General features: G+C 47.0%; 15 protein-coding genes and 1 riboswitch. Of the genes, 2 read left to right on the plus strand and 13 right to left on the minus strand.

What is annotated here, in order from left to right:
* Positions 1–12: 12 nt before the first annotated feature.
* The 9 genes from dnaK to Tfer_RS12215 form a co-directional block, all read right to left on the minus strand.
* Entirely contained in the window at positions 13–1,857 is a 1,845-nt protein-coding gene (dnaK, locus tag Tfer_RS12175) for a molecular chaperone DnaK (protein ID WP_013121287.1), read from the minus strand.
* Between the two features lie 66 nt (positions 1,858–1,923).
* Positions 1,924–2,592, minus strand: coding sequence for a nucleotide exchange factor GrpE (grpE, locus tag Tfer_RS12180; protein ID WP_052218640.1), 669 nt, complete (start codon positions 2,590–2,592; stop codon positions 1,924–1,926).
* Between the two features lie 2 nt (positions 2,593–2,594).
* Positions 2,595–4,175, minus strand: a complete 1,581-nt coding sequence (locus Tfer_RS12185) for a TCP-1/cpn60 chaperonin family protein (RefSeq protein WP_013121289.1) — start codon at positions 4,173–4,175, stop codon at positions 2,595–2,597.
* 29 nt (positions 4,176–4,204) lie between these two features.
* Positions 4,205–5,245 (minus strand): heat-inducible transcriptional repressor HrcA, encoded by a 1,041-nt coding sequence (hrcA, locus tag Tfer_RS12190; RefSeq protein WP_041587802.1) that lies wholly within the window; start codon positions 5,243–5,245, stop codon positions 4,205–4,207.
* Between the two features lie 106 nt (positions 5,246–5,351).
* Complete coding sequence (gene hemW / locus Tfer_RS12195; protein ID WP_052218641.1) at positions 5,352–6,488, minus strand: radical SAM family heme chaperone HemW; 1,137 nt, start codon at positions 6,486–6,488, stop codon at positions 5,352–5,354.
* A 23-nt stretch (positions 6,489–6,511) separates the two neighbouring features.
* On the minus strand, positions 6,512–8,320 hold the full coding sequence (lepA, locus tag Tfer_RS12200; RefSeq protein WP_013121292.1) for a translation elongation factor 4: 1,809 nt from the start codon (positions 8,318–8,320) through the stop codon (positions 6,512–6,514).
* 66 nt (positions 8,321–8,386) lie between these two features.
* The gene (locus Tfer_RS12205) at positions 8,387–8,788 is read right to left on the minus strand and encodes a hypothetical protein (RefSeq protein ID WP_052218642.1); all 402 of its coding nucleotides are present in this window, start codon (positions 8,786–8,788) and stop codon (positions 8,387–8,389) included.
* A 22-nt stretch (positions 8,789–8,810) separates the two neighbouring features.
* The gene (gene murJ, locus Tfer_RS12210; RefSeq protein ID WP_052218643.1) at positions 8,811–10,373 is read right to left on the minus strand and encodes a murein biosynthesis integral membrane protein MurJ; all 1,563 of its coding nucleotides are present in this window, start codon (positions 10,371–10,373) and stop codon (positions 8,811–8,813) included.
* Positions 10,374–10,467: 94 nt separating this feature from the next.
* The gene (locus tag Tfer_RS12215; RefSeq protein WP_152909049.1) at positions 10,468–10,812 is read right to left on the minus strand and encodes a hypothetical protein; all 345 of its coding nucleotides are present in this window, start codon (positions 10,810–10,812) and stop codon (positions 10,468–10,470) included.
* Between the two features lie 202 nt (positions 10,813–11,014).
* On the opposite strand from Tfer_RS12215, the gene spoIIP reads away from it, so the two are divergent.
* The gene (spoIIP, locus tag Tfer_RS12220) at positions 11,015–12,106 is read left to right on the plus strand and encodes a stage II sporulation protein P (protein ID WP_152909050.1); all 1,092 of its coding nucleotides are present in this window, start codon (positions 11,015–11,017) and stop codon (positions 12,104–12,106) included.
* 156 nt (positions 12,107–12,262) lie between these two features.
* Here spoIIP and Tfer_RS12225 read toward each other — a convergent pair whose 3' ends face one another.
* Entirely contained in the window at positions 12,263–12,601 is a 339-nt protein-coding gene (locus tag Tfer_RS12225; RefSeq protein ID WP_013121297.1) for a phage holin family protein, read from the minus strand.
* A gap of 167 nt (positions 12,602–12,768) precedes the next feature.
* Between Tfer_RS12225 and rpsT the strand changes: the two genes are divergently transcribed.
* Positions 12,769–13,035, plus strand: coding sequence for a 30S ribosomal protein S20 (gene rpsT, locus Tfer_RS12230; RefSeq protein WP_013121298.1), 267 nt, complete (start codon positions 12,769–12,771; stop codon positions 13,033–13,035).
* A 29-nt stretch (positions 13,036–13,064) separates the two neighbouring features.
* Here rpsT and holA read toward each other — a convergent pair whose 3' ends face one another.
* The 3 genes from holA to Tfer_RS12245 are packed head-to-tail and all read right to left on the minus strand — an operon-like array spanning position 13,065 to position 17,246.
* Positions 13,065–14,105, minus strand: a complete 1,041-nt coding sequence (holA, locus tag Tfer_RS12235) for a DNA polymerase III subunit delta (protein ID WP_052218646.1) — start codon at positions 14,103–14,105, stop codon at positions 13,065–13,067.
* Complete coding sequence (locus tag Tfer_RS12240; RefSeq protein WP_052218647.1) at positions 14,102–16,537, minus strand: DNA internalization-related competence protein ComEC/Rec2; 2,436 nt, start codon at positions 16,535–16,537, stop codon at positions 14,102–14,104. The genes holA and Tfer_RS12240 overlap by 4 nt, the downstream gene beginning before the upstream one ends.
* Positions 16,538–16,568: 31 nt before the next feature.
* On the minus strand, positions 16,569–17,246 hold the full coding sequence (locus tag Tfer_RS12245) for a helix-hairpin-helix domain-containing protein (RefSeq protein WP_083436941.1): 678 nt from the start codon (positions 17,244–17,246) through the stop codon (positions 16,569–16,571).
* Positions 17,247–17,720: 474 nt separating this feature from the next.
* Positions 17,721–17,849: riboswitch (cyclic di-AMP (ydaO/yuaA leader) on the plus strand.

Raw genomic sequence — 17,849 nt, forward strand, 5'->3', positions numbered from 1 at the left:
ACCTGGGAAAGATTATTTTTTCTCGTCTTCGTCAACAACCTTATAATCGGCGTCGACGACGTTATCTTTTTCTTTGCCTGTCTCTGCGCCACCGGCAGCGCCGGCTCCCTGCGCCCCCTGTGCCGCCTGCTGTTGATACATGGCGGTAGTCAATTCGTACAGGGGCCCGGTCAGAGCTTCGGACTTGGCTTTAATTTCCTCAATGTTATTCCCTTTGAGGGCCTCCTTCAATTCATCAACGGCCTTTTGCACCTTATCGACCAAGGCCTTATCGGCCTTATCGCCAAAATCTTTGATTGTCTTTTCAGCCTGGTAAACCAGAGAATCAGCCTGGTTCCTGGTTTCGGCCTCTTCCTTACGCTTTTTGTCTTCTGAAGCATGAGCCTCAGCTTCTTTAACCATCCTGTCAATTTCCTCATCAGAAAGTCCGGAAGACGCGGTAATGGTTATCTGCTGCTGGTTGCCGGTAGCCATATCCTTGGCCGAAACATGGACTATACCGTTGGCATCGATATCAAACTTGACTTCAATTTGCGGAATACCGCGCGGAGCGGGCGGAATTCCGGTAAGTTGGAACCTGCCCAGGGTCTTGTTGTATGCTGCCATTTCCCTTTCACCCTGTAGGACATGGATCTCTACAGTAGTCTGGTTATCAGCGGCTGTAGAGAAAATTTGGCTCTTAGAAGTCGGAATGGTGGTATTCCGTGGAATAAGCTTGGTAAATACGCCACCCAGTGTCTCAATACCCAGGGAAAGCGGTGTTACATCCAGCAACAAAACGTCTTTTACTTCACCGGCCAATACCCCGCCCTGGATGGCGGCGCCCATAGCCACAACCTCATCGGGGTTGACGCCCTTGTGGGGTTCTTTGCCCAGCAACTTCCGGATAGCTTCCTGCACCGCCGGTACCCGTGTGGAACCGCCGACCAGAATTACTTTATCGATCTGGTCAGGGGTTAAACCCGCATCAGATAAAGCCTGACGGGTTGGGCCCATGGTTTTTTCGATCAGGTCAGCAATCAGCTCTTCAAATTTTGCCCTTGTTAATGTTATATCAAGGTGTTTCGGACCTGTCTGGTCAGCAGTAATAAAGGGTAGGTTGATGTTGGTGCTGGTAACACCGGACAGTTCTATTTTAGCTTTTTCCGCAGCTTCTTTGAGCCGCTGCATGGCCATTTTATCATTGCGCAGGTCAATACCGTTTTCTTTTTTAAACTCTTCTACCAAATAATTTATGATGCGTTCATCAAAGTCATCACCACCCAGATGGTTATTCCCGCTGGTGGCTTTTACTTCAAACACCCCGTCGCCCAGCTCCAAAATGGACACGTCAAAGGTACCGCCACCCAGGTCATAAACCAGAATTGTCTGGTCCTCGCCTTTATCCAATCCGTAAGCAAGAGCTGCTGCTGTAGGCTCGTTAATAATGCGCAGAACTTCCAGTCCGGCAATTTTGCCGGCATCCTTGGTAGCCTGACGTTGGCTATCAGTAAAATAAGCCGGCACAGTAATTACGGCCTGGGTGATAGTTTCTCCCAGGTAAGCTTCTGCATCAGCCTTCAGCTTCTGTAAAATCATGGCTGAAATTTCCTGGGGGGTGTAATCCTTGCCGTTTATATGCACTTTATAGTCAGAACCCATGTGCCGCTTTATAGACATGACCGTCCCTTCCGGATTGGTAACGGCCTGACGCTTGGCCACCTGGCCCACCAGTCGTTCACCTGTTTTCGAAAAAGCTACTACGGACGGTGTGGTCCGGCCTCCTTCAGCGTTGGGAATTACCGTGGCTTCTCCACCCTCCATAACAGCCATACATGAATATGTAGTTCCTAAGTCAATTCCTAGTACCTTACCCATTTACGAATCCCTCCTAAAAATATGATATCCCTTTTAAAAAATTAATTAATTCTTTTTAGATTAATATTAGCTGTTTTTCGCCACTTTAACCATTGCCGGGCGGATAACCTTGTCATGCAAGTAATAACCCTTCTGTACCTCTTCAACCACAGTGTTATCGGGATGGTCGGGTGATTCTACGCCCATTACCGCCTCATGCTTGGTCGGGTCAAATTCAGTCCCCACGGCTTCGATGGGTTTAACCCCCTCTTTTTGCAGGACATCCTGTAACTGCCTGAAAATTAAGGAAACTCCCGCTAAAAAGCTCTCTAAATCTTGTCCCTCAGCTTTCAAAGCTCTTTCAAAATTGTCCAGCACAGGTAGCATGTTCTCCACTAACCGACAGGCCCCGTATTTCAATATTTCTTCCCGCTCCTGCCGGGCCCGACGGCGGAAGTTTTCAAAATCTGCCTGGGTCCTCTGCAATAACTGCAGATATTCATTAGCCTCTGCTTTGGCCTTGGCCAGTTCCTTTTCAATGTCCGCCTGTCCTTCCCGGCCCGGAGTCGCATCGGCAGGGGTATCCCCCTCTGCTCCTTCGCCGGCATTTTCTATATCCTGAGTACCGGCGGCGTCCGGGGCATTATTTTCGCCTGTAACCGCTGTTGTATCGGCATTGGCGTTAACGGAATTTTCCGTTTCTTTTTCATCAGGCAGTCCGTTATCGGCTTGGCCCGTTACCTTCTCTTCCTGCATTATCAACCCTCCCAGTCAAAGTTTTCCTTTCCTGTTTTGTGCTCAGGTTTTTCTTCCTTTTTCTTGATGATGGTATCTATCCGCAGAATAGCCTCAGCTACTTCTCCCGCCGCTCGTAATGCATGCAGTTTAACCAGCGTGGGGTCAACAACGCCGAGTTCCAGCATATCGGCAACATCGCCCGTATCACAATCAAGGGAAAGGGAATCTTTACCTTCTGTAACCTGTGCAGCAATTACATCACCGATTTTCTCCAACGGGTTAAAACCTGCATTGGCCACAATTTGCGAGAAAGGCCTTTTCAGGGCTTCTACCACACAATCAACACCGTAGGCGGCCATGCCGCGGATACTTTCCCTGACCTTTTCCACTTCCCGGGCTACGGCCAGTTCCACTGAACCTCCACCGGGCACTATTCCGCCACGGACCGCTGCCTGTACAGAAGCGGCGGCATCTTTGGCAATACGTTCTCTTTCCCCTACTACCTCTTCCGTGGCAGCGCCCACCAACACTGTGGCCATAGGCTTACCTTTCCCGCCCAGAATGCAGATATGCTTTAGTTTTTCATCTTCGTAAACCTTTTCCGCCATACCCAAAATCTTGGCCAGCTCTTCAACGGGCTTTTTCAAGCCGGTTCTTTTAATCGGGCGAGCCCCCACGTGTTCCGCAGCTTTTCGCAGTTCCTTGTTGGAAATCCGCTGCACCACCATAATCCCCGCATCTGTCAGCACTTCTTCCGCTATGTCTTCTACTCCTCGGTCTACAAGTACAACATTGACACCCAGATCAACAATCTTATCGAGATTTTCCCTGAACTGCCGCTGTAATTCCTGGTACCGGGCAAAGCCCGCTTCTGTGGCCAGGGCTTCGTCCTCTATTTCCTCCGGCTCCAGGGCATCGTCGATAACCAATACTTTGGCGTCAATCACTTCCCGGGGCATATGTTTGCTCAGGCGCTCCTTGTTAATCAGAACGCCCATAAACACTTCATTATTGGCTCCTTCCTCGGCAGTGATGATATCCGAAAGCTTAAATCCAGAATCTTTAAGTTTTTCGGTTCCAATCATGCCGGCAGCCTTTACCACCAGGCTGGCAATGTCGTCATAACCCCTTCCGGCAACAAGAGCAATCTGGTGCAGTATCGGGTCATCGGCGCCAGAAACAGGTCTTGATTTTTTTTCGACCAGCTCCAGCGCTTTCCTTACCCCTACCCGGACACCTTCAATAACTCTGGACACCGGCACACCTTTAATTACCTGTTCCACACCGCAACCTACCAAAGCACCGGCCATCACTGTAGCGGTGGTAGTGCCGTCTCCTATTTCCGCCTGCTGGGCTTTGGCTATATTAATAAGCATCTTGGCCGCAGGATGGTTAGCCTCCATCGTGGTAAGGATGGTAACCCCATCATTGGTTATCACCACTTCCCCGAATTTATCCACCAGCATAGTATCAAGTCCTTTTGGCCCAAGGGTCCCTTCTACGGCCGATGCAATAGCTCTGATAGCATTTGAATTGGTCACAAGGGCGGCCAACCGTTCATCCACATCGGAACCGGCGCTGGCTTGCTGTTTTAAGCTCATGCAGCGAATCCTCCTGACTACATAACTCTTTATCTTTTCTTGTAATAATCATGCAGTACCTCAGACAGGTACTGGGTGACAAATTCCACCATGGCAACTGCCTTATCATAATGCATGCGCGTCGGCCCGATGAGACCGATAGCTCCAACAACCTCCCCCTCGATCTGGTAAGAGGCTGTAATCATACTGCACTCTTTAAAGCCTTCAAGCTCATTCTCGCCGCCGATTTTTATAGTAACGCCGGCTTCATTTTTACTGGACTCCTTGAGAAGGTTTCTCAGTAAGGAATCCTGTTCTAACAGGCTGAGCAGGGTTTTGACCTTATTTATATCCCTAAATTCCGGCTGGTTAAAAATGTTCAGAGTCCCGGCCAAATACACCTTTTCTTCCGAATTAAGGTCTAAGGTCCCCTGCAGTAAATCCATGGCCGCATCAAAAATATGCTCATTTTTGGCCAGTTCGGAGTAAATTTCCCGTATTAGGGTCATTTTTATGCTTTCCAGGGTCAGGCCTTGCAGTTTAGCATTGAGTACCCTGCTGATATGCTCCAGATCAGCCGGCGTTAAGCTCTCTGCAATGTCTATCATCCGATTGCGGACCACACCGACGGAAGTAACAACCACAACCAGGGCTTTCCCGCCCTCCAGGGGTATAATTTGCACATGCTTTATAGCGCCTCCAGTGTTCGGGCCCAGTACTACGGTAGTATAATTGGTCAGCGAGGACAAAATCCGGTTGGTTTGTTCTATTACCTGGGCCACTTCGTTCACCCTGGTCGCAAGCCCCCGGGTAATTGCATCTTTTTCGTTCTTAGTAAGTTTGCTCTTTTTCATCAGGCAGTCCACATAGTAACGGTACCCTAAATCTGACGGGACTCTGCCTGCAGAAGTGTGGGGCTGTTCTATATATCCAAGCTCTTCCAGGTCAGCCATTTCGTTTCTGATGGTAGCGGGGCTGACGCCGAGCTTATATTTACGGGCTATAGTCCGTGAACCGATAGGTTCGGCAGTAGCAATGTAATCTTGAATGATAGCCAGTAAAATCTGTTTTTTCCGCTCATCAAGCATCACATTCACCCCAGTTTGTTAGCACTCTAACCCGTTGAGTGCTAAAATATCTAATTAAAAAATACCATCGAAAGCCCCCTTTGTCAAGAAGTAACCAAAGACCGGCAATTTAGACAAATTCGGCAAAAACTTCATTGGCTAAGGGCAATCCTTTCCTGGTCAGGCGCAAAAAAACATCCCTCTTTTCTACCAGTCCTAACCGTTCTAGTTTATCCAAAGCAGCCGGAAACAATTCTTCAATGCTTTGACCAAAACGCTGCCGAAAATCCTTCAAATTCAGCCCATTAATCAAGCGCAAACCCAGAAAAATTGTCTCAGAAATTTCCCCGTGCCGGTCAACAGGATTCCGCTCTGCAACAGGCAGCAACCCATCATTCAAGGCAGTACAATACTCGTTAAGGCCGGGTCTGTTGGAAAAACGCACGCCGTGCAAGTAAGAATGGGCCGCCGGCCCAAGGCCCAGGTATTCCTTGTTGGCCCAGTACCTCAGGTTATGGGCAGAGGCCTTCCCCGGGCGGCAGAAATTGGAGATTTCATAATGCTCGTATCCTGCCGCCCTTAAAGTATCTATGGTATGAAAATACATTTCCACTTCCAGGTCTTCGTCGCCCGGGGGCAGTTGCCCCTCTGCCTGTAGCCTGGCCAAAGGGGTCCCCTCTTCTATCTTCAGTCCGTAGGCAGAAATGTGTTCCGGCCCGAGTTCCAGCACCCGCCGCAATGTATCCGACCAGTCATGCATCCCCTGCCCCGGAATGCCAAAAATCAGATCTATATTTATATTGTCAAAACCTGCTTCCCTGGCCAGGTAAAAAGCATGGGCGGCTTCATCGGCCCGGTGTATTCTGCCCAGAAACCGCAACAGGCTGTCATTCATCGATTGCATACCAATGCTTAACCGGTTGCAGCCAAAAGCTTTCCAGTTATTCAGTTTTTCCCGGTCCAAAGTGCCGGGATTGGCTTCAACAGTGACCTCCGCCCCGGGGACATAATCAAAAAACCTTCCTAAATTGCCAAAAACGGCTTCCAACTGGGGTACAGACAACAGCGAAGGGGTTCCCCCCCCTATATAAACAGAAGCCAGCTCTTTATCTTTTCCGGACAGTTGTTGCCCGTACAGCTCAATTTCTTTTAACAACGCAGAAACATATGACGCAGTCAAACCTGCGTCATAAGGATAAGATATAAAATCACAGTAATTACATTTTTTTACACAGAACGGTACATGAATATAAAGGCCTATTGCCATAATTTAACACCTTGCCGAAAGTTCTATTCAAGCTTCAGTACAGCCATAAATGCTTCCTGCGGAATCTCCACGTTGCCCACCTGCTTCATGCGTTTTTTACCCTCTTTCTGCTTTTCCAAGAGCTTTCGTTTCCGGGTAATGTCACCGCCGTAACATTTGGCCAGCACGTTCTTCCGCAGAGCTTTTACCGTTTCGCGAGCGATAATCTTGTTTCCTATGGCGGCCTGAATAGGAATTTCAAACATGTGCCGCGGAATTAATTCCTTAAGTTTTTCCGCCAGTTGTCTTCCTCTTTGGTAAGCCCGGTCCTTGTGTACTATTGAAGACAGAGCGTCAACTACTTCGCCGCCGACCAGAATGTCCAGTTTGACCAGGTCCGATTCCTTATAGCCGGAAAATTCGTAATCAAAAGAGGCGTAACCCTTTGTCCGTGATTTTAACAAGTCAAAGAAATCGTAAATAATCTCAATAAGAGGGAGTTCATAATGAAGCATGACCCTGTTTTCGCTAAGGTATTCCATATTGATAAAGGTGCCCCGTTTCTCCTGGGCCAGTTCCATCACCGAACCAACGTAGGTGTTCGGTACCATAACAGTAGCCTTCACATAAGGTTCTTCCATTTTGGCGATGTTTTGGGGCGGCGGTAGGTTGGTCGGATTGTCCACATCAATAACTTCGCCGTTAGTTTTGTGTACCTTAAATATTACACTGGGCGCTGTGGTAATCAGATTTAAACCATATTCCCGCTCCAGGCGTTCCTGGATTATTTCCATATGCAGCAGCCCCAGAAAACCCAGGCGAAAACCGAATCCCAGCGCCACCGAATTTTCGGGTTCAAAAATCAGTGAAGCATCGTTAAGTTTCAGTTTTTCCAAGGCATCCCGCAAATCGTCGTAATCAGCCCCGTCAATCGGATACAGACCACAGAAAACCATGGGTGTAATCTTCTTGTACCCTGGCAAGGGCTTATCAGCAGGCCTGTCGGCTTCGGTAACCGTATCACCGACCCGGGTATCCTTCACATTCTTGATACTGGCGGCAATAAAACCCACATCACCGACGGATAACCGGTCTACCTGTGTCATATAGGGCTTGAAAATCCCCACTTCGTTTACCTCGAAGGTCTTGCCGGTAGCCATCATTTTTATTTTCATACCCGGGCGGATAGACCCGTCCACTACCCTGATGTAAACAATAACTCCTTTATAAGGGTCATAATGGGAGTCAAAAATCAGGGCTTTTAACGGCGCCGCAGCATCGCCCTTCGGCGGCGGAACCTGCCGGACAATCCGTTCGAGAATCTCCTCAACCCCGATACCTTCCTTGGCAGATGCCAGAATCGCGTCACTGGCATCGAGGCCGATAACCTCTTCGATCTCCTTTTTGACCCTCTCCGGTTCCGCACTGGGCAAGTCGATTTTATTGATAACCGGAATAATTTCCAAATCATGTTCCAAAGCAAGGTACACATTGGCCAGGGTCTGAGCCTCAATTCCCTGAGCCGCATCCACTACCAACAGGGCTCCCTCGCAGGCAGCCAGGCTACGGGATACTTCATAAGTAAAGTCAACATGTCCGGGAGTATCGATCAGGTTTAAGGTATAAACATTGCCGTCTTTAGCCGGATATGTAAGTCTCACGGCCTGGGCTTTAATAGTTATCCCCCGTTCCCGTTCAAGGTCCATTTGGTCCAAAACCTGGTCGGCCATTTCCCGCTGCGACAGGGTGCCCGTATACTCCAGCAACCTGTCGGCCAATGTGGATTTGCCGTGGTCAATATGGGCAATAATGGAAAAATTACGGGTAAAGTGGTGTTTCTTATCCTCTCCCATTAACATTTCCTCCAAATCACTGCGTAGATCTTAACTTTTTAATTATAGCACCTGAGGTAAGACCTATCAACTTATTACCCAAATACCCATCCCCACTATCGTCAGCAGTTGAACCAGTAATCCAAACCGGCCACCCGCTTTGCGATGGGGTATCCAACCGGAATGAGAAGGAAAATACCTTTTGGAAATTAGCCTATAATAATACAACGGTATTTCTATATCCGGGAGAACACCGGCCACTGACCCCACCAGGCAACTGAGACCCGGCCGGTAAGCAAAAAACCATAAAGCAAATAATAAGCTGCCGCCCATTACATCTATTAAGCAGTTTATTACTTTTTCATGGTCACGGTGAGGAATCAGGTCCATTATAATGTGGCTGGCCAACCCGGCAATAAAAGCCTTTAGCGGATGACCGGTAGTAATTCCGATGGTTGCTCCGACTACCAAATGCGTTGAATAGTACAATGACAATTACCTCCTACCTATGTTAAGCGGCTCTTTTTACCTTCCTTTTAATTATACCCAAAACCATGTCGGCTTCTTCCAGTTTTAAAAGAAAAGTTACGCCAACATAGGCAGCTAAACCAACTACAATGGCCATGCCCACCTGAATCATTTGATTTACTTTCTGTGCCGTGTCCAGAACGGAACCTGAATAGTACGCAGCTCCATAAGCTGCAGCTCCCATAACAGCAGAGGCCAGTACAATGAGAACAAAAGAACGCAGGATACTCCTCGCCCCTAACGGACCAATTTTTTTCCTCAACAGAATCATCAGTACCAGCATATTGAATATCCCGCTCAGGGAATAAGCCAGCGCCAGACCTCCCTCAGCCATCGGCCCCATCAGGGTAACGTTAAGCAGGTAGTTTACAACAATAGTAACACAAGCGACGAGCAGCGGGATCAGAGTGTTATGTATAGCGTAAAAAGCCCTTGTTATGACGAGAATAGCTGACTGGGCAAAAAGCCCAATGCAATAAAAAATCAGCGCATAAGCAGTCCTTTCAGTAGCATCGGGTCCGAATTTCCCCTGTTCAAAAAGCAGCCTGACTATCGGCATACTGAGAACCATTAAACCGGTAGCCGCCGGGATAATAATGAGGAAAATGGACCTTATGCCAAGAGAAAGAGTCTTTTTGAACTCGGAAATTTCATTCCTGGCCACCTGAGCCGTCATGGTGGGAAAAATAGCTACGCCAATCGAACCGGCAAAAACGCCCAGGGGCAACCACATTAAACGGTTGGCCATCCGCAATGCCGTGATACTGCCGTCAGATAAACCGGATGCCAGGTTTTGGTTAATTATAAGGTTTATCTGGTTCGCCGCCAACCCCAGCACTGCGGGAAGCATAAGGACAAACAACCGCTTGACACCGGGGTGCCGCAAGTTTAATACCGGTTTATACCGTAAACCCTTTCTCACCAAAACAGGCAGTTGGACCAGGAAATTACCTATGTGGCCGGCCACAACACCGATAGCAAAAGCAGCTATACCAAATTTATGAGCCAAAGCCAGTCCGAAAACAATAATAGACAGGTTGTAAATAATGGCGCCAAAAGCCGGAGCTTTGAAATGCTGGTAGGAATTCAATATCCCCATCATCAGCCCGTTTAAGCCCAACAATAAAAAGGCCGGAAACATAATGCGCGTAAGCTTCACCGTCAAATCAAGGGTCTCCCCTTTAAACTTGTATGCAACCAGGGGAACCAATTGGCGAGTGAAAATCATGCCGCAAACAATGCCCACGGTCATGACTATGACCACCAGATTTATAACAGTGCTGGCTACCTCCCAGGCATCCTTTTCCTCGTTTCGGGCCACGTAACTGGAGAAAACAGGAATAAAGGCTGAACTTAACACTCCCCCTACCAGCAGGTTATAAAGTAAATCCGGGACCGTAAAAGCAGCTATGTAAGCGTCTGTTACCGAAGTTTGTCCAAACTTGGAAGTCAGGGCTATTTCCCTTACGTAACCGAGGACCCTGGATACCAGCATTGCCACCATCAGCATACCTGCCGCCTTGGCTACTGTTTTCCCTGTTGACATGAATAATCTCCTTTCATCTCCCCTTGTTATACCTTTATTTAATATACCACTTTTGGGATGCGCCGGAAAGAAGAATTATTGAAAAGTTGCATGATTAACGGTCAAGGTAAGCATGGAACCTACAGGTAACTTCCGTAGCCTTTTCCCGGGCGTTGTTGTAAAGTTGCTCAGCTTTGATGAGCGACCGGTTCCAAAGGCTATTCGCCCGGTCGTCCCAGTATTTGAGGTAAAATATAGCCTTTCCCTCCGGGTCTCTAATACCGAAGTTGTCACCAAATACTGACACAGTAACTGTTTCCTCCCGAAGGTTCCAGGTAACAGGCTGCGGAATCTCCGTAGCTCCCGTCATTGCCAGATTGGCCCGGTAGGCTTTATTTACGCCCAGTAAAATCAAAATAAAACCTGCCAGAATAAAAATGAACATCTTGGTCCGATCCATCAGCGATTCCTCCAATATAGGGTTTTCCATGACGCAGAATTTTTCTACATAATTTAGTTTACCCACCCAGCCGTTTCCCAAACTTTTGTCTAAATCTTAGGTCCATAAAAGGGACCAGAAAAAGAGAAAAGACCTAGCTGAAGTATAAAAAAATGAAACAAGCATATAAATTAAAGTACCCAAAAGTTTAGGAGTGGTCCCCTTGCGAGCTCATTCTTTAAGGAGAATATCCCCTCTACTAAAAAGTATGGGCATATATTTATTAATTGTCGTTATCTTTTTCGCCGGATTAGGTTCCCGGTTTCTTTCGGATACCAATGCCATGGTAGCTCCGGTGTTCAAAAATTTAAACAGTGACACTGTTAGCAAAGGACTGCCACTGGTAAATAAATTAAACAGCGCAACGCTGAAAAACCTGCTTTTTTCCAACATACCGGCTCTTAAAGAAGCCAGCGACGACGGTAACTTGCACCACACCCAATGGAATCCTTTTAATTTTTTCCTGTTTGTTTTGACAGGCATAAAACTTGATGACCCGGTGAACTTTCTGCAAGCCGAAGTCCCGGTAATGAACATGATTCCAATTGAGCAGGACAATCTGGACGATGCCGAACCTGATTCAATAACCGACCCGCCCCACCCCAACCCGCAAGCAGAGGAACAGAAAATAAAAAATGACATCCGCGCAGATTCGCCGCTGGTAGCCTTCTACTGTACTCATTCCAGCGAAACATACCAACTGACGGAAGGCATCGCCCATGTTAAAGGAAAAGCGGGAGCCGTTATGGAGGTAGCAAAATCTATCGCGCAAAAAATACAAGATAAATATAAAATCCCAACAATCTACTCCGATAAAATTCACGATACCGCATTCAATAAATCATATGTGGAGTCCCAGAAAACGGTAAAAGACTTGCTGGCCAACAATAAATCTCTGCGTATGCTCTTTGATATTCACCGTGACAGTTCTCTGCCCCGTGAGCGTACCCAGGTGCAAATCAACGGGAAAAGTTGTGCCAAAGTATTAATTGTTGTAGGCACCGATGCCCGGGCTGAACACCCTAGATGGAGGGAAAACCTGGCCTTGGCCAGAAAACTTGCGGCTAAAATGGATGAACTGTATCCGGGGCTATCCCGCGGGATATCAGTCAAAAAGGGGCGTTACAACCAACAATACAGCACCTCCGCTCTCCTGCTGGAAATTGGTAGCTTAAACAACACTAAAGAAGAGGCTTTAAACTCTGCCTCCCTCATAGCCGATGTCATCGTTTCTTTGCTCAACGACGAAAAATAACTAAAAGCCAGGCCGATACCACAAGTGAAAGGCCCAAACCACCGGCACAGACCTCGCAACAGCCATCGCCACTTAGGTGATTTGGACCTTATGTGCTTTCGGTTATTCCAAAAATAACTTTTTTATTGCAGAAACAGATTTGTGAAGACCTTTCTTCTATCTTAACAAAGTAGGCACAAATGCATCGATGAGTCCTACCACAAAGGCTGTCAACAGCGCGCCGATGATGCTTACACTTAAATAAGCAGGAACAATGTATTGGGCCAGGTAAATAACCACAGCAGATGTAATAAAGCCAACAATGCCCCTGCCCTGTGGTGAAATTTTATCGCCCATGATACGCTCAATCAGGAAACCTATAATAGCTATGACTGCTGCGGCAATCAAAGCTCCGGTAAACCCTGCCACCTTAATTCCCGGCAGTAAGGCTGCAACCAGCAACAATACTAACCCGGAAACAATAAACCTGACAATGAAGCCTATCCAACTCTGCATATTCTTCACCTCCTATAAAGCTTTTCAGGAATATAATTCTCCAAAAAAATTATGTCTATACGTTTTTGCCCTTGCTTTTTTATTTACCACGTGGTAAAATGTAGTGTGTTATTCAAGGAAATTATAAATTTCGATAGGATAAGCGTTCTTTTAAGGAGGTGAAGCCCATGCCAAATATTAAATCTGCTATGAAAAGGGTAGAAATCACCAAAAAAAGGACTTTACGGAACAGCGCCATCAAGTCTTCTGTTAAAACAGCTATCCGCAAGTTTGAAAATGCTTTGGAAAACGCTAATATCGATGAAGCTAAGGCTAAGTTGACTGTTGCCATTTCGGCCCTTGATAAGGCAGTCACTAAGGGCGTTTTACATAAAAATTCCGCTGCCAGAAAAAAGTCCAGATTGGTCAAGAAATTACAAAAGGTGCAAGGTTAATAAAAAGCATGTCCATGCGGACATGCTTTTTATATTGCCCTTTCCTGTCGGCAGAGATTTACGAAAAGAAGTTCCAGGGCAAGGACGGGTTCGCGGTAGCTGGTTTTAATTGAAATATCCGTCTCAAGGATTTTTTCCAGGGCCTGTTCCAGTTCTTCCCGGCTAAAGTTTTTCGACTGCCGGACACATTTCCGGGCCACGTAGGGGTGAATCTGCAGTTGAGTGGCTACCTGTTTCTCGGCATAACCGGTCAAGTACAGCGTTTTCGCCTGCAAAAGTGTCCGGAAATGCTTGGCCACCATAAACAAAAGCCTCACGGGCGGCTCCCCGTAAATAATCATTTCCCTCATCAACTGAATGGCCTTTTGGGAATTCCGCTCACCGACAGCATCAACAAGTTCAAAAATGCTTAAATTCGTAGTTTTGCTGACTAACTGGAGAACATCTTCCCTGTTAATAACCTTTCTTTCCCCTGTATAATTAAAAAGCTTCCGGAGTTCCGCATCCAACATTCTTAGATTGCTGCCCACTGCCGCCACCAGTTCGTCAACGGCTTCGGTTTCTATGTTTTTCCCCATCCCGTTGATCCTGTTTTCAACCCAATCGTTTAATTCAGTATCTTTCAGAGGCGTAAATTCCACCGCCATACCTGTTTCCTGAACGGCCTTAAAAAGCTTCTTTTTCCGGTCCACGCTGTCGGAAGTAAATATAAGGCAGGTTGTGTCCAGCGGTTGTTTACAATATTCTATCAGCAACTCTTCCTGACTTTTGGCCTGGTCGCTTTTTTCACCGGTTTTTTTCTGCGCTTTAAAAAGGTCCGCATTTTCTATTATCACAACCCGTTTATCAGACATAAACGGCAGCGTCGTAGCAAGTCTGACGATGTCTTCAGGAGAAACATTTTTGCCCTCTACCACATCCATGTTAAAATCCCTGACATCAGGAGGAATAAGTTGATATTTGAATTTTGCCAACACCTCTTCCAGCAAAAAAGTTTCTTCTCCCCAAAAGAGATAAACGGGTAAAACAACCTTCCTTTTCAGACTGTTCATCAAAGCTTGGTAGCTCAATCCATGCCCTCCTTCCGAAACGCAGAAACCCTTATACTTTTTCCGTCGCTCAGGCAGGTAACCGCTCCGGTACGGTCGGTACGGTAAACCATGGCGCCCCTTTGTTTCAATTCTTCAATAACTCGTCGGTCAGGGTGGCCGAAATAATTCGGTCCGACAGAAACCACTGCAATATGCGGTCTTGTTTTATCGTAGAAGCGGGAATCAAAAGAGCCTTTACTGCCATGGTGCGGTACTTTTAATACGGTAGCTGTTAACGTACCTACTTCCGCTTCTGCAGCTTCACTACAGTAATAATCTATGGCCTCCTGCTGGATATCCCCCGGAAACAAGTAGGTAACTTGGCCATATGTCAATTTCAGTACCAGTGAATTGTTGTTGACATCGGATACAGTGTTTTCGAAGTTCTTCCGAGGCGGCCCCAATATCCTCAGTTGCAACCCGGGTTCCAAAACAATTTGCTTCAGCCGCCCGGCATTGATGAAGGGAATGTGCTTCCTTTTCAGCAAAGCAAATACCTGGCGAGCCTCTTCTGAATCTTCCCACTCTCCGGGCACCAAAACCTGCTTTATAGTAAATTCGCCGGCCAATCCGGCGATTCCTCCTATGTGGTCCCGGTGGAAGTGAGATAAAACCAGCAGGTCTACCTGCTGCACACCCATACTGCGCAAATATGGCGTCAAAACCGTCCTGCCCGGGTCGAAGGATTTTTTCAACCCCAAACTTCCTCCTGTATCAATGACAAGCACATACCTGCGTGGGCCGATAACCACAGCGCAATCCGCTTCGCCCACATCCAGGAAAGTGACGTTTAATCGCTTGGCAGGCAAGATTACGCCGAACCAGACAAAAATGCACATAAGAAATAAAGCCAACGTGACTGCACTCCTGCGGTTTCGTTTGTAAATCCATAAAACCCGCAAGTAAAGCAATCTTTCCCAATAGAGGGCGCCCAATAACACAAGTATCCCGTACCAAATCACCAATTCCCAGAGGCGGGGGCTTTGTATGTTATAAACAGCTACGGGCAACTGGCCGACGATCCAGACTATCCACCTGACAACCTGTAACAAACAGGAAGTCCCTGTATTCAGCAATACAGCGCCGGGTAAAAAAAGCAAGCCAACCGTCAGTGACGTGCAGGCCAACAAAATAATTAATGTAATGAGCGGAACAACCAGGAGATTGGCCAGAACTGAAAAAAGAGGCAGATAATTAAAATAATAAATTAACAAAGGCATCGTACTAATCTGGGCAGCACATATTACCGCCAGGGAACCTCTTAAAGCCGCAGGCATAAATCCAATCAGGTTTTTAATGGGCGATGTCAGATATAATATGCCCCAGGTGGCGGCAAAGGAAAGTTGCGCTCCTGTGGTAAAGAGATTGGCCGGGTTCCACATCATCAGCAGCATACATGCGGCGCTTAAAGAAACCGGCCAACTGCTTTTCCTGCCCAGAACACTGCCCACCAACGGCAGACAGGCCATTACCGCCGCCCGTAGTACCGAAGGGCGCCATCCCGTCATCAATGTGTATAAGAACAAAACTGCCAACGCAACCAAAATATGAACCCGTTTCTTTCTAATCCGCAAACAACGGAGCAAAACCTGCGTTCCGGCCATGACCAGGCCGACATGAAACCCGGAAACAGATAAAACATGAATTACCCCGGTTTTTTGTAGGTCGGTTTTAAAATCCCCGTTTAAATTACCGGCGCCGCCAAACAACAATCCATCTACTACATAATAATCCTGTTGCGGTAAAGAACGAAGGGCTATATCGCGCAGTTTTTCTTTTATTTTTATTGCTCCCCCGGTAACTACGCCGGCTACGGTTTTCCGGCCCATACCAACGGTGGTCACCTTTTCGGGATACATGATCCCGCTGATACCCTGCTGCCGGCAGTAGCTCCGATAGTCAAACTGCCCCGGATTCGAAGGTGGCGGCGGAGATTCGAGAACTCCCCGAACACATAGTATTTCCCCATACCTGTGGACTTTGCGGCTCTTTGCCGCGGTAGCCGGAACAGGGGTGTTCCGGAGCCTTACCAATATTTTTGCGCTGATTTTTTCAGTATCTTTATTTCCTCCCTTCAGCTCATTGATTTTGAAGATGTAATCTGTCGTATTTTCCCTTACCACCGGTTCCTCGCAAATCATACCGCAAACTTCTATATTTTTGTTCACCAGATAACGGTCGGCAGTTGCCAGCCGGTCAAGAGCATAATGCTGCCGCAAAGCCCCCAGAAAAACAAAGGCCAGCAAAATATAAACAGAAGTTTTGCGCCAGGAAAAAAACTTGTTAAACAGGACCAGCGCAGTAGATAAAATTAAACCTGAAATCAAAAGGCCCCTGGGCAGGGGCAGGTAAGTGGCAGTGATAATACCTAAAATAAAACATGCCGTATAATGGACAAAAACCTTTTTCATAGCAGATACCTCGAATATTCAACCGGCATCGTCATATGGTAATTAGATCCTTCAGCTTGGCAAATTTCTGGTCGCCAATACCCGACACCTTCTTTAAATCACTGATGTTTTTAAAGCCACCGTTACTTTGCCGGTATTCGATAATTCTTTCCGCCAAAGCGGGTCCTATGCCGGGCAGACTGTCCAATTCTTTGGCGGAAGCGGTATTAATATTGACCTTCCCCGTGGGACCTGCGGGTCGAACACCGGAACCGGGGGAAGCAACCGGCGGTTGCGCGGAAGTAAAACGGTTAACCTCTCCCTGTCTGGGCACATAAATTTTTTGTTGGTCAACAACCAACTCGGCCAGGTTTAATGCGTTCAGGTCAGCCCTGGAACTGGGGATAGCCAAGCGGACGGCGTCGGCAACTCGCGCCCCCTGCGGCAGCCAGTATAATCCGGGCTTATTCACTGCGCCCACGATATGAAAGTAAACCATTTGGGCAACCCGGTCTTCCTCCGGGCTTTCTCCTTTCTGCCCGGCTTCCGCGGTTTTAGCTGCTCCTCTTCCCTCATCCGCAGCATCATTTTCCTCATCGGTTTCAGTCATCACCGTTTCATATGGGTTTGTCAGCCCGGAACCGGCCAGGCGGTATCCCAGTCCGAAAACCAGCGCCAACACTATAATTATTATCAACATTATTTCTTTTCTTTTCAAATCAATTTCCATAATAATCCTCTCCAATCCTCCCAATTTTAAATACATAATTGCCGGTATTTTTTCTATCGGACTTAACATAACACTACTACTCTAATTTTTAATTATATTTAAAAGTCCGTAAAAAACTTGTCGTTTTATGTCGCCGTTGAAAGTTTTTGTCTTTTTGGCGCAAAAAAATGACCGCCTTAAAAGGCGGCCCATGTTTTGGGGATTTTAGGAGAATGAAGAAGTTCTCCTTAACAATATTATCGCTTTTAAATTGTTTACAAAAAAGACTAAAAATATTCACTTTTTATGCAAATAATGGCAGACCAATAAAAGGCAAGATTGCATTAGCTAAATGATGAAATATTTTAATTGATTGTGTCCTGATTCACCCACGCTTTACCATAGCCCTGCACGGACCGTCAACTCTCTTTAAAGCTGAAAACAGCCATATACATTCCGGCATAAAAGGAGTAATATTGTTATCAGAAAAAAGCACTGCTTAATGCGCTGAATCCGATAAGGAACGGGGGACCCATTTACACAGGGGTGAATCTCTATTGAGTAGGGTTACTCTTTCGACCCGAACCCGGCAGCTAACCTCGTAAGCGTTGAAAGGGAGGCGTG

The sequence above is a fragment of the Thermincola ferriacetica genome, assembly GCF_001263415.1.
In the GTDB taxonomy this organism is placed as follows: domain Bacteria; phylum Bacillota; class Thermincolia; order Thermincolales; family Thermincolaceae; genus Thermincola; species Thermincola ferriacetica.